General features: G+C 65.7%; 13 protein-coding genes. 4 read left to right on the forward strand and 9 right to left on the reverse strand.

The annotated features are described in order from the left end of the window. Positions 1-65 precede the first annotated feature (65 nt). From pspM to pgsA, 4 genes are all read right to left on the reverse strand, one after another. A complete protein-coding gene (gene pspM / locus CH291_RS23390; RefSeq protein ID WP_256980957.1) occupies positions 66-935 on the reverse strand; it encodes a phage shock envelope stress response protein PspM in 870 nt (289 codons plus the stop codon). 43 nt (positions 936-978) lie between these two features. Then, entirely contained in the window at positions 979-1,788 is an 810-nt protein-coding gene (locus tag CH291_RS23395; RefSeq protein WP_068050702.1) for a PspA/IM30 family protein, read from the reverse strand. 144 nt (positions 1,789-1,932) lie between these two features. Then, positions 1,933-2,274, reverse strand: coding sequence for a helix-turn-helix domain-containing protein (locus CH291_RS23400; RefSeq protein ID WP_094688912.1), 342 nt, complete (start codon positions 2,272-2,274; stop codon positions 1,933-1,935). 198 nt (positions 2,275-2,472) lie between these two features. After that, positions 2,473-3,177 carry a CDP-diacylglycerol--glycerol-3-phosphate 3-phosphatidyltransferase gene (gene pgsA, locus CH291_RS23405; RefSeq protein WP_231893994.1) on the reverse strand — a complete coding sequence of 235 codons (705 nt, stop codon included), beginning with the start codon at positions 3,175-3,177 and terminating at the stop codon, positions 2,473-2,475. 140 nt (positions 3,178-3,317) lie between these two features. On the opposite strand from pgsA, the gene CH291_RS23410 reads away from it, so the two are divergent. Both CH291_RS23410 and CH291_RS23415 read left to right on the forward strand, forming a co-directional pair. Beyond that, a complete protein-coding gene (locus CH291_RS23410; protein WP_082899029.1) occupies positions 3,318-3,905 on the forward strand; it encodes an amino-acid N-acetyltransferase in 588 nt (195 codons plus the stop codon). Positions 3,906-3,946: 41 nt separating this feature from the next. Beyond that, entirely contained in the window at positions 3,947-4,231 is a 285-nt protein-coding gene (locus CH291_RS23415; protein WP_094688754.1) for a YciI family protein, read from the forward strand. Positions 4,232-4,318: 87 nt separating this feature from the next. On the opposite strand, the gene CH291_RS23420 is transcribed toward CH291_RS23415, so the two are convergent. Together CH291_RS23420 and CH291_RS23425 are read right to left on the reverse strand one after the other, a co-directional pair. After that, entirely contained in the window at positions 4,319-7,006 is a 2,688-nt protein-coding gene (locus tag CH291_RS23420; RefSeq protein ID WP_179276639.1) for a DNA translocase FtsK, read from the reverse strand. Between the two features lie 69 nt (positions 7,007-7,075). Then, positions 7,076-7,699: a TIGR03085 family metal-binding protein gene (locus CH291_RS23425; protein ID WP_179276640.1), complete on the reverse strand. Its 624-nt coding sequence runs from the start codon at positions 7,697-7,699 to the stop codon at positions 7,076-7,078. Positions 7,700-7,794: 95 nt separating this feature from the next. On the opposite strand from CH291_RS23425, the gene CH291_RS23430 reads away from it, so the two are divergent. Beyond that, the gene (locus CH291_RS23430) at positions 7,795-8,574 is read left to right on the forward strand and encodes a sulfite exporter TauE/SafE family protein (RefSeq protein WP_037189530.1); all 780 of its coding nucleotides are present in this window, start codon (positions 7,795-7,797) and stop codon (positions 8,572-8,574) included. Positions 8,575-8,605: 31 nt separating this feature from the next. Here CH291_RS23430 and CH291_RS23435 read toward each other — a convergent pair whose 3' ends face one another. The 3 genes from CH291_RS23435 to thyX form a co-directional block, all read right to left on the reverse strand. Then, positions 8,606-10,360, reverse strand: coding sequence for a ribonuclease J (locus tag CH291_RS23435; RefSeq protein WP_037189531.1), 1,755 nt, complete (start codon positions 10,358-10,360; stop codon positions 8,606-8,608). A gap of 107 nt (positions 10,361-10,467) precedes the next feature. After that, positions 10,468-11,376: a 4-hydroxy-tetrahydrodipicolinate synthase gene (dapA, locus tag CH291_RS23440; protein ID WP_032377140.1), complete on the reverse strand. Its 909-nt coding sequence runs from the start codon at positions 11,374-11,376 to the stop codon at positions 10,468-10,470. A 100-nt stretch (positions 11,377-11,476) separates the two neighbouring features. Further along, complete coding sequence (gene thyX / locus CH291_RS23445) at positions 11,477-12,229, reverse strand: FAD-dependent thymidylate synthase (protein WP_094642066.1); 753 nt, start codon at positions 12,227-12,229, stop codon at positions 11,477-11,479. 140 nt (positions 12,230-12,369) lie between these two features. Between thyX and CH291_RS23450 the strand changes: the two genes are divergently transcribed. Beyond that, positions 12,370-12,849 (forward strand): hypothetical protein, encoded by a 480-nt coding sequence (locus CH291_RS23450; protein ID WP_094688756.1) that lies wholly within the window; start codon positions 12,370-12,372, stop codon positions 12,847-12,849. The last annotated feature ends 2 nt before the right edge of the window (positions 12,850-12,851 follow it).

Raw genomic sequence — 12,851 nt, forward strand, 5'->3', positions numbered from 1 at the left:
GTTTCGCGTACTTCGATACTGGCACTCGCGCGCGACGAACACATCGGGGTGAACCCTGAATTGTCTCAGCGGTGCCGCGACCGAATCCGGTCGAGTTCGGTGAGCGCCTCGGCCCACCCCTGCAGTCGATCCGTAGCCGACAGCAGCTCGCGTCGATGCGATTCCACAACCGTCGTCGACGCCGATCCTGCCGGTCCGGTCATCCGCGCGGCCGCGGCCACGAGCTGCTCGTACTGATCGACACCGGTGGCGAGTTCGGCTGCAGCCGAGGCTATTCCGCCCCGCAGGTGCTCGCGGGTCACAGCGCTTGCCGCCCCCGCACGTTCCAGAGCGGCGATGTCGACGGCGACTCCTTCGAGCCCGCGGGCTGCGTCGGAGGTCACCCCGATCATCTCCTCGACGTCCTCGGCACCGATCGTCTCGGATCTCGCCAGGATTCCCAGTAGCTCGAACAGACTCTGCTCGGCACCGGCCAGTCGGGTCATCGACTCGTACGCGGCAGATCCGCGCTGCGGCAACACGCGCTTGGTCGGTAGTCCCACCGGCACCGGTTGGGCTCGAAGTCGCCGCAACCGCGTCGCCGCGAATGCCGCCGGGACGGCCATCAGCGCCGCACTACCGCCGCCCACGAACAGAGTCCACTCCGGTGCCGACAGCACGGCCATCCCCGCAGTTCCCACGGCCGTCGTCGTGGACGCGGCACCGAACCTGATTCCGCGTCGTCTGGCGCGGCGAATCTTCTTCAGGTGCTTGACGCGGGGATCTCGTCGGCGCCCTGCGGCGTCGAGAATCGAGGTCCCGACACTCCGAGCGGACTCCGCCAGAGATTTGACCACGGCACCGGACTCGGTGACGGCTGCGGTCACGGCCTCGCGATCGAGCGAAACGGCCGGCCGCTTACGCGACCGGCCGGATTCGTGTTCTCTACTGTTCATGTCGACGTTGCTGTCGGACGTCCGAGCTGTTCGCCGGCTCGATCTATGCCTGAGCCGGTGGCTCGGGCGTCGCGTCCGGGGACTTCGAGATCGAGGGCTTCGCCGCGGCATTGCCCGACGGCAACGAGTCACCTGCCATCGATGCACGAATCTGTTCGAGGCGGCTGTGACCCGCCATCTGCACCGACGCCTGCTGAACCTCCATCATGCGACCCGACACGGTGTTCTGGGCCAGCTCTGCCGATCCGAGGGCATCAGCGTAGCGACGTTCGATCTTGTCGCGCACCGCGTCGAGGCTCGGGGTGTTGCCGGGCGCGGACAGCGTGCTGTCCATCGACCGCAGGGATTCGCTGACCTTCTCCTGCATCTTCGCCTGCTCGAGCTGGCTCAGTAGCTTGGTGCGTTCTGCGACCTTCGACTGCAGAGCCATGGCGTTCTGCTCGACGGCCTTCTTCGCCTGGGTGGCCGCCTGCAAAGACTGGTCGTGCAGGACCTTGAGGTCCTCGACACTCTGCTCGGCGGTCACCAGCTGTGCTGCGAACGCCTCGGCTGCATTCGTGTACTGCGTGGCCTTCTCGATGTCGCCTGCAGTGGCGGCCTGATCGGCCAGCGTCACCGCCTGCCGCGCGTTCGCGTTGAGCTTCTCGACCTCGTCCAGCTGACGGCTGAGCTTCATCTCGAGCTGGCGCTGATTACCGATGACCGACGCGGCCTGCTGGGACAGAGCCTGATGCTGTCGCTGTGCGTCCTCGATCGCCTGCTGAATCTGAACTTTGGGGTCGGCCTTCTCGTCGATCTTGGAATTGAAGAGCGCCATCATGTATTTCCAGGCCTTGACGAAAGGATTAGCCATGGGGTGGTCCTGCCTCCATCTGTTGCGCCGCGGTGGCCGCGTACGGGTCGGCTGCTCTCGCAGTGACCGAAATGAACCTGTCCGTGCTGTGAAAGTCGGGTGCGTGGTCTGGGTCAGGAGTGGAAACTGGGTACTTTTCCGATCTTAGGCGGCGGCGAGTGCTCTGGCAGCAGGTGCCGGAATCACGACGCGAGTATCGCCGTCGATGCGGGTGGCGACCACCGCCTCGTCGAGCCGCGCGGCGGCGGTCGAGGCGTCGGACAGTGTCACACTGACATCGCTCATGACGTCCGAGAGCGGGACGGCGAGGGCGTCGCAGATCGCAGCGAGGAGCTCGCTCGACGCTTCCTTGCGACCGCGTTCGACCTCGGAAAGGTATCCGAGGCTGACGCGTGCGGTGTTCGAGACTTCACGCAGGGTTCGGCTCTGTGCGACGCGAGTACGCCGCAAACTGTCGCCGAGTGCTTCACGCAATAGCAGCGCCATCTCGCTCCTCCTCGTTGGTGTTCGTGCCGACGGCTGTGCCGTCGAGACGACAACGTTCACATCTCGTTCGTCCGGAGCCGTCACGATGTTCAACGTCCCAGTCGGTCCGATTGGTTCCCGACCCTATATGCCCGTTCACTGCGACACGCGCCGAAACAGCTGCGACACGGCCACCACGACTGTAGCCCGCCGACGAGTTCACGCGGAGGACACGCCTCGGCGCAGACGAACGGCCTGCACCACGTAGTCCACACCGGTGTAGACGGTGAGCAGAACCGCCAGCGCCATCAAGGCGACCGCGACCGGGTCGAACACGCTCGGCAGAGGGCACAGGTACACCCCGATCGCGAACGTCTGCACCAGAGTCTTCACCTTGCCGCCGCGCCCTGCGGGGATCACTCCGTGGCGGATGACGGCGAACCGCACCGCGGTGATGCCGATCTCCCGCACACCGATTATCACCGTCACCCACCACGACAGGTCGCCCAACATCGACAGTCCGACGAGCGCGGCCCCGATCAGAGCCTTGTCCGCGATGGGGTCGGCCATCTTCCCGAAGTCGGTGACGAGACCGTACTTGCGGGCCAACTGACCGTCGATCCGGTCGGTGATGGCAGCAGCAGCGAAGATCGCGGTTGCCGCCAGCCGCCAGGATGTGTCGTGGCCGTCACCGACGAACAGTGCTGCGAGAAAGACCGGAACCAGTGCGATTCGGAGCACCGTCAGGACGTTCGCGATGTTGAGCAACGGCACTTCGTCCGGACCACCGGTGACGGCGTTGCCGTGAGGCAGTCCCGAATCACGCAGTCCCGAATCACGCGGGGCCGAAGCACCGGAGGGACGGTTGCCCGGAATCTCGCCGCTGGATGGAACGCCGTGATCGGGCGTCACCGGCCCGCTCATCGGCAGAACCGCGCGCCGTCGACGACGTACCGGTCGGTGTGTCGGCTTCGGCGCAGCACCGATCCGCCGAGACGGGGACACAGCTCACTGAACGACACACGAAAAGTTTATCGGTTGCGGTACTGACTACTGTTCACCCCATGACTTCTGGGCCGAATCGGGCGAGTCGCGACATCGCAGACCCCGAATCCGACGTGCAATCCGACATTGCGGACCTCGGCTCCGCTGACGACGGCACTCTCGTCGTGCGTCGAGCCAGAACCTCCGACATCCCCGAGATCAAGCGTTTGATCGACATCTACGCCGGACGCATTCTGCTCGAGAAGAACCTCGTCACCCTGTACGAGGCGGTGCAGGAGTTCTGGATCGCCGAGCGTGACGGCGAGATCATCGGCTGCGGTGCATTGCACGTGCTGTGGGCCGATCTTGGCGAGGTTCGCACGGTCGCCGTCGATCCCGCCGCCAAGGGGCACGGCGCAGGCCACCTGATCGTCGCCAAACTGATCGAGGTCGCTCGTGATCTGGCGTTGCAGAAAGTGTTCGTGCTGACCTTCGAGGTGGACTTCTTCTCTCGACACGGGTTCGCCGAGATCGACGGAACCCCCGTGACGGCCGAGGTCTATGCGGAAATGTGCCGTTCCTACGACACCGGCGTGGCGGAGTTCCTGGACCTGAGTTACGTCAAACCGAACACTCTGGGCAACACGCGGATGTTGCTGTCGCTCTGACAGAATTCCGGGATCACCCCTCGAATCCGGAAGAGAGCTCCATGCCCCTGATCGCCGTCAGCTACACCTACTCACCCGCCACCACAGACGGGCGCGACACCCACCGCGCAGCACATCGCGCCTGGTTGGCCGACCTACTCGACCGGAAAACCCTGGTGTCGAGTGGACCGTACGCCGATGGCAGCGGTGCTCTGCTGCTGGTGGAGGGCTCGGATGCTGCCACCGTCGAGACGCTGTTCGCGCAAGACCCGTTCGCGGTGGAGAACCTGATCGAGTCGGCGACGTTCCACGAATGGACGCCCGTCATGGGCACCTTCACGTCCTGATCTTCCCCGCTCCCCCCCGTTCGAATGAATGGACCACTGCACCGCCGAGACGGCTGCAGTGGTCCATTCACCCACGCCGGGAAGCGGTCAGAACTCCTCCGACGCGGGCTGCTCGTCCGGGTCGCCGCCCTTGATCGACCACAGCAGACCGTCGAGTTCGTCGGGCTTGACGAGTACCTCGCGGGCCTTCGAGCCTTCGCTCGGGCCGACGACTCCGCGGTTCTCCATCAGGTCCATCAATCGCCCGGCCTTGGCGAAGCCGACTCGAAGCTTGCGTTGCAGCATCGACGTCGAACCGAACTGACTCGTCACGACCAGTTCGACCGCCTGCAACAGCACGTCGAGGTCGTCGCCGATGTCCGGGTCGACGTCCTTCTTGTCCGAGACCTTCGCAGCGGTGACGGTCTCGTTGTACTCCGGCTCGGCCTGGTTCTTGGCGAAGTCGACGACGGCGGCGATTTCCTCGTCGGTGATGAACGCACCCTGCAGACGCGTCGGCTTGCCCGCACCCATCGGTAGGAAGAGCGCGTCTCCCATACCGATGAGCTTCTCCGCACCCGGCTGGTCCAAAATGACGCGTGAGTCGGTCAGAGACGACGTGGCGAAGGCCAGTCGCGACGGCACGTTCGTCTTGATCAAGCCCGTCACGACGTCGACCGAAGGACGCTGGGTGGCGAGCACCAGGTGAATGCCGGCGGCGCGCGCCTTCTGGGTGATCCGCACGATCGCCTCTTCGACGTCACGCGGGGCAGTCATCATCAGGTCGGCCAGCTCGTCCACGATGGCCAGGATGTAGGGATACGGCCGGTAGACGCGTTCGCTGCCCAGTGGTGCGGTGATCTCGCCGGACCGCACCTTCTTGTTGAAGTCGTCGATGTGACGAACCTTGTTGATCTGCATGTCCTGGTAACGCTGCTCCATCTCCTCGACGAGCCAGGCCAGCGCCGCGGCAGCCTTCTTGGGCTGCGTGATGATCGGGGTGATGAGGTGCGGAATTCCCTCGTAGGGCGTCAGCTCCACCATCTTCGGGTCGATCAGGATCATCCGAACCTCGTCCGGCGTCGCCCGTGCGAGCAGCGAGACGAGCATCGAGTTCACGAAGCTGGACTTACCGGAACCGGTGGATCCGGCCACCAGCAAGTGCGGCATCTTCGCGAGGTTGGCGCTGACGAAGTCGCCCTCGATGTCCTTACCGAGTCCGATCACCAACGGATGGTGGTCCTTGCGCGTCGACGGCGCGGTCAGCACGTCCGCCAGACGGACCATCTCACGGTCCGAGTTGGGCACCTCGATACCGACCGCGGACTTGCCCGGGATAGGCGCGAGCAGGCGAACGTTGTCGGTGGCGACGGCGTAGGCGATGTTACGTGCGAGTGCCGTGATCTTCTCGACCTTGACGCCGGGGCCAAGCTCCACCTCGTAGCGGGTGACCGTGGGGCCGCGGGTGAAACCGGTGACCGCGGCATCGATCTTGAACTGTTCGAGTACCTCGGAGATCGCCTCGATCATGGCGTCGTTGGCCTGACTGCGGGTCTTGGGCGGATCTCCGTCGATCAACAGCGACAGCGACGGCAGCGTGTAATCCCCGTCGACGACGCGATCGACGACGATCTTGTCGTCCTCGGCCGGCTGTTTCGGTTCGGCCGCCTTCACGATCGGCTTGGGCTTCGGCCGCGGGGGCGCGACCGGCTCGGGAGCAGGTGCGGGAACAGCGGCGGCGGGTGCGATGACCTCGGTGGCAGCCTCGGGCGGCGGGGTCTTGCGCGCGCGTGGCGGCTTGACGACCGGGATGTATTCCTCGGTCGGGTAGTTGTCATAGGGGTCTGCGCCGCCGTGGACCGGGTAGCCGTCGGCGTCGAAGTTGCTGTCGTAGTCGCCGTAGCCCTCGTCACCGAATTCGGAGCCGAAGTCGGCCGGGTCGTACTCGTCGTATTCGTCGCCGCGGCTGTCGGTGCCGAACAGTGCACGCATCCGATCGGGTACGTCGCGCACGGTGGTGCCGGTGAGAAGCAGTACTCCGAACAGGCCTGCGAGCAGCAACAACGGTACGGCCAGCCACACGGTGAGGCCGTCGGCTATGGGTCCACCTGCCACGTATCCTATGAAGCCTGCGCCCTCGGATCGGCCGGCGGCGTCGGTCGGTGAGCCTGCGGCCATGTGCCACAGGCCGAGGATCGGCAGGCCGAGCAGGATCGATCCCAGAACCAGTCGCGGCCGTACGTCGGGATGCGGTTCGGAGCGCATCAGAACGACGGCGATTGCGACACCGAGCACGGGCACGACGTAGCCGGCTTCACCGATGACGGCGCGGATACCCACCTCGATCCATTCGCCGACCGGTCCCCCGGCGCTCAGCCACACACTCGCGGCGACGACGACACTGACGGCGATCAGTCCGAGGGCGATCCCGTCCCGGCGGTGGCCGTGCTCGATGTCGGCGGCTTTGCTCACCGTCCGCGTCGTGGCACCGACTCCGCGTGCCGCCATCGACCAGGTGGACGCGATGCCTCGCCCGATCGCGTCGAGGGCACCGCGTGACTTCTTCTTCGCCGCAGGCCGCCGAGCCGTCGACGCGCCCCTGGCTGGGGCCTTGCCACGGGAGGATGCGTTTGCACGCGACGTCGCGGGGTTGCGCGGAGCGGTGGGCTTCTTCGGCGTCGTCACGGTGCGCGCAGTACGCCCGCCACCGGATTTACGGGCGGTGCCGGACGCGCGCGAGGAGCCGGATCCGCTGGATCCGGCTCTGGCGGTGGAGGTGCTGGTCTTTCCTGCCATGCCCCCAGGCTAGTCGCAACAGCCCCGTCGAAACCATCCGCAACACCAGTAACAGCGGGGGTGAATGTGTCAGAAGCTCAGATCGAGTGCCTTCACGGCAGCCACGTCGTCCGCCGAACCCTCGTACAGCACCTCGATCTGATCGCGCCCGAACGCGTAGAGCAGCAGTTCCGACGGCTCCCCCACCACGGTCACGCCCGGGCCCGATCCACCCTTGAACGTGGCCGTGCGGCCGTCCGGGGTGCGGACGTGCACCGGAATCGGCGCAGAACGGTGTCCGGCCCGGCCTATCAAACGAACCTGCGGCCACAGGCGCGTCTCCACCGCGGCCGGCAACACTCGCCGAGACCAGCTCTCGCCTGCCCGGCGCAGATCCTCGTGATGAACGAACATCTCACCGAGATTGATCAGGGGGTCCAGCAGCGCGAACGGCGACCACATGGGCGGCCCCGTCCGTATGTCCTCGACCACCGTCGTGAACGGCTTGTCCGCAACGGATCGCTGGACGCGCTCCGTGTACCCCGCGAGCGGAGAGAGAAATATGCCGGGCGAGGCGTCCAGGCGTCGTTCCCGGACGACGAGATGCGCCGCCAGATCGGCTGCGGTCCACTCACCGCACAGCGTCGGCGCATCGGGACCCACGTCGAGAAGGGTCTGGACCAGTTGGGAACGTTCATCCTGGGCGAGGCTCACGCGGTCCACGGTACGTCCCGAGCGATCCGACGGCATCCCGCCGCCCCACACTCCCCGATGTTCGATGCACCTGCGGCGTCGGTAGCCTCCCAACAGTGCCGGTATCGGAAATTCTCGTCATCCTGCTCGCCGGACTCGGAGCCGGAGCCATCAACGCCGTCGTCGGTTCCGGGACGCTGATCACGTTTCCGACGTTGGTCGCATTCGGCTATCCCCCGGTGGTCGCCACCATGTCCAATGCGGTGGGCCTGGTGGCGGGAAGCGTCTCGGGTACGTGGGGTTATCGGCGCGAACTGCGCGGGCAGTGGCATCGACTGCGGTGGCAGTTGCCTGCCTCGTTCTTCGGCGCGCTCGGCGGTGCCTGGCTGCTGCTCCATCTACCCGAAACCGTGTTCGCCGCAGTGGTTCCGGTATTGCTCATCGGCGCGTTGATTCTCGTTGTCGCACAACCGAGAATCCAGGCCTGGGCCAAACGGCGATCGGAAGCCGCAGGCAAGGCCGCGAACCACATCAGCCGTACCCGGATGGCCTTGGTCACCGGCGGCACTCTGCTGGTCGGCATCTACGGCGGCTATTTCACTGCCGCACAGGGCATTCTGCTCATCGGGGTGATGGGAGCGCTGCTCCCCGAGACCATGCAGCGGATGAACGCAGCCAAGAATCTTCTGTCATTGGTCGTCAACGTCGTTGCAGCGGTGACGTACACGATCTTTCGCTTCGACGACATCAGCTGGCAGGCAGCGGGACTGATCGCGGTCGGCTCGCTGATCGGTGGAGCCGTCGGAGCGCGCTACGGCCGCCGGCTCTCGCCGGCGGCCCTGCGCGGTGCCATCGTCGTCCTCGGTCTGATCGGACTCTGGCGACTGCTCGTCTAGACGATCGCGTCCAGTTCGGCTGTGGGAGCGCCTAGTTCGACTGCGGTTGCGGCTTGACTGCGATGATCGTCGGAACGATCATCGGCTTGCGGCGATACTTGTCCGCCACCCACCGACCGACGACACGACGAACTGCCTGCGCGATGCGGTGCGTATCTGACACGCCGTCGGACGCCAGACGCTGCAACTCCGACTCGACGAGTTGACCGGCTTCCTTGAGTGCAGCCGGATCGTCGGAGAATCCGCGACCGGACACCTCGGGTGCGGTCACCGCACGACCGGTGGCCGAATCGACGGCGACGCTGATCGCGATGAAACCACCCTCGCCCAGCACCAGTCGGTCGGACAGCGTCGAATCGCCGACGTCACCGACAGAGAGGCCGTCGACGTAGACGTGCCCCACGGGCACCTGTCCGACGATCTCGGCGAGACCGTCGACCATGTCGACCACCACGCCGTCCTCGGCCAGCACCACTCGCTCCTCGGGTACGCCCGTCGCCTTGGCCAGCGCCGCGTTGGCGCGCAGGTGACGCCACTCGCCGTGCACCGGCATGGCATTGGTGGGCCGAACGGCGTTGTAGAGGTAGAGCAGCTCACCCGCCGACGCATGGCCGGAGACGTGAACCTTCGCATTCTGCTGCGTCACGACGGTCGCACCCCGCTTGGCGAGGCCGTTGACCACCGCGAACACCGAGTTCTCGTTGCCGGGAATGAGTGAGGACGCCAGCACCACGAGATCGTTCGCCTTGACGTTGATCTGTCGATGCTCGCCGCGAGCCATCCGGGACAGCGCCGACAACGGCTCGCCCTGCGAACCGGTGGAGATCAGCACCAACCGGTCGTCGGGAAGCGTTGCGGCAGTGTCGACATTGACCTCGAGACCGTCGGGCACACGCAGGTAGCCGAGATCCTGAGCGATCTGCATGTTGCGGACCATCGACCGGCCGACGAACGCCACGCGGCGGTTGTACCGCTCGGCGACGTCGATGACCTGCTGAATGCGGTGCACGTGACTGGCGAACGACGCGACGATGACGCGCTGCTTCGCCTTGCCGATGACGGTGTCGAGTACTCCGCCGATCTCGCGTTCCGGCGTGACGAATCCGGGCACCTCGGCATTGGTGGAGTCGACCAGAAAGAGGTCGACACCCTCGTCGCCGAGCCGGGAGAAGCCGGCCAGGTCGGTCAGGCGACCGTCGAGCGGTAGCTGATCGAGCTTGATGTCACCGGTGTGCAGCACCAGCCCGGCATCGGTCCTGATGGCGATGGCGAGCGCATCGGGAATGGAGTGGTTCACCGCGAAGTATTCGCAATCGAACGGGCCGTGCTGCGTGTGCTGGCCCTCGATGACCTCGACGAGGTTCGGCCGCAATCGGTGCTCACGGCACTTGGCCGCGACGAGCGCGAGGGTGAACTTGGATCCGACGACGGGTAGGTCGGGACGCAGGCGCAGCAGGAACGGGACAGCACCGATGTGGTCCTCGTGACCGTGCGTCAGGACCACGGCCTCGACGTCGGCCATGCGATTCTCGATGTGCCGGAAGTCGGGCAGGATCAGGTCGACACCCGGCTGCTGATCCTCGGGAAAGAGCACGCCGCAGTCGATGATCAGCATTTTGCCCTGGTGCTCGAACACCGTCATGTTGCGACCGATTTCGCCGATGCCACCGAGCGCGACCACTCGCAGGCCCTTGAACGGGGCCTTCGGCGGTGTGCCGAGACGCTCCGTCGGGTCGAATTCACGACGCTTGTCGGGACGCTGAGTGCGCGCCGAGTTCTGCACCATCGGCTTCCCCTGCCGAGCCCCTGCCGGTTGGCCCTGCTTCGGGGCCGGACGCTCCGAGGGGGGTCCAGCGTTTCGGGTTGCGCGTCCGCGCGATCTGTTCGGTCGTGTCATACAAGAACTCCTGCCGCCCGCAGCTCTGCTGCGAGCAATTCGATGTGGTCGATGCTCGGTGGCACCTGGGGAAGTCGTGGTTCGCCGACATCGATTCCGATGAGGCGAAGGCCGGCCTTCGATGCGCTGACGCCGCCGAGGCGCGCGACCGAACGAATGACCGGGATGAGGCTGACGTTGATCGCCTGAGCACGCGCGATGTCGCCCATCATGAAGGCGGTGTGCAGCTCGCGGAGGCGAGCCGGAACGAGGTGGCCGATGACGCTGACGAAGCCTGTTGCTCCGACCGAGAGCCAGGGCAGGTTCAGCGGGTCGTCGCCCGAGTAGAACTGCAACCCGGTCGACGCGATCAGTTCGGCACCGGCGTTCAGATCACCCTTGGCGTCCTTGACCGCGAGGATCCGTGGATGCTCGGCGAGTCGACGCAACGTCTCGGTCTCGATGGGAACGACCGACCGCGGCGGAATGTCGTAGAGCATCACGGGCAGGTCGGTGGCGTTCGCGACCGCGGTGAAGTGCGCGTACAGACCGGCCTGCGGCGGGCGGGAGTAATACGGGGTGACGACCAGAAGACCGTGTGCGCCTGCACGGGCGGCGTCACGGGCCAGCTCGACGCTGTGTGCGGTGTCGTTGCTGCCGGCTCCGGCGATGATGCGCGCCCGATGACCGACCGCGGCGATCACTGCGCGAAGCAGTTCGAGCTTCTCGTTCTCGGTGGTGGTCGGCGACTCGCCCGTCGTGCCGGCCAGAACCAGTCCGTCGTTGCCCTGCTCGACGAGATGATGTGCCAGCCGAACGCCCGCATCGATATCCAACTTGCCGTCCGCCGTGAACGGGGTCACCATCGCGGTGAGCACCGTACCGAACACAGGCGCAACGGAAGGAGCGGCGTCACCGTAGGTCATGGCAGCAGATTACCCGGTGCTTTGCCCACTCTCGCGCAGCGGGACTCCCCGCCGACACCGTCCAGCCATACCCGGTCTACGGCGCAACCGAACCTCGTACTCAGACCTCGGTCACGAACGGGCTGCGGGCGACTTCCGTGCCGTCCGGCAGCGTCGAGATCTCGAAGTCGCCGAACACGTCGGGAGCCACTGCCACGAGCTTACGCAGACATTCGACGGCAACGCGTCGAATCTCCACGTCCGCGTGCTCGGAGGCACGCATCGACACGAAATGCCGCCACGCACGGTAGTTTCCGCTCACCACCACGCGTGTCTCGGTCGCGTTCGGCAACACCGACCGAGCCGCCTGCCGCGCCTGTTTGCCCCGTAGAGCAGCGTTGGTGACCGATTCCAGTTTCCCCTCCAGCGCACCGAGCAGTTCGGTGTAGGCCGCCCGACTCGCCTCGGTCGCAGACGCGAACAGCGCCTCGAGCTCGGGATCGCCTTCGACAGCCGGTGGAAGAACCACGTTGGCGTCGTGTTCGGGAACGAATCGCTGCGAGAGTTGCGAGTAGGAGAAGTGCCGGTGCCGGATCAGTTCGTGTGTGCACGATCGCGAGATTCCGGTGATGTAGAAACTCACGCTCGCGTGCTCGAGAACCGACAGGTGTCCGACGTCGAGCAGATGACGCAGGTACGACGCATTGGTCGCGGTCCGAGGATTGGGCTTGGACCAGCTCTGGTAGCAGGCACGACCGGCGAACTCGACCAATGCCTGCCCGCCGTCCGCGTCGGTTTCCCAGGGAATGTCGACGGGCGGAACGAACTCGGTTCGGGCGACCAGTTGCACTTTCAGTGCAACCGTCCGCGGCACAGCTCTACCTTCGTTTTCTGCTGACACCGCACAACCCTAAACGCGGCACCGGTGCCCGGCGAACGATGGCGTCACGGTGCCGCCACATGACGTCATCAGGCACGCTTGACCGACGTCACCTATGACGCCACACTGGCGTCATGGAACTGGACAAGTACACCGCGTCGCTACGCACGGATCTACTCGCGGCAGCCGCTCTGGGCGACGAGCACACCCGCCAGACGGCCGAAGCTCTCGGCAAGACGGCGGAGGCGTCGGCCAGATTGATGCTGCTCACGGCACTGTCGGACTTCGCGGCAGAGGTATCGAACGACCTGGATGGTCATACGGTCACCGTTCGCCTCGACGGTACGCAGGCGCACGCCGATGTTCGACGCGACGGCCCGCTGCCCGGTCTGCACGACGTCGATCCGGCAGAGCCCGTCACCGAGGACTACCCGACCATGGACGACGTGTCCGGTGAGGTCCGACGGGTGACGCTGCGACTGGTCGAGCAGATCAAGGAACGGGCCGAGGACGCCGCGAACAACAGCGGAGTGTCGCTCAATTCGTGGTTGTCGCAGGCAGTTCAGGGCGCACTGCGTGATCAGATGCGCAAGGACCGTGGCTGGAACAACTGATC

Origin of the sequence: Rhodococcus sp. 14-1411-2a, from assembly GCF_002259485.1 — a bacterium.
GTDB lineage: Bacteria > Actinomycetota > Actinomycetes > Mycobacteriales > Mycobacteriaceae > Rhodococcoides.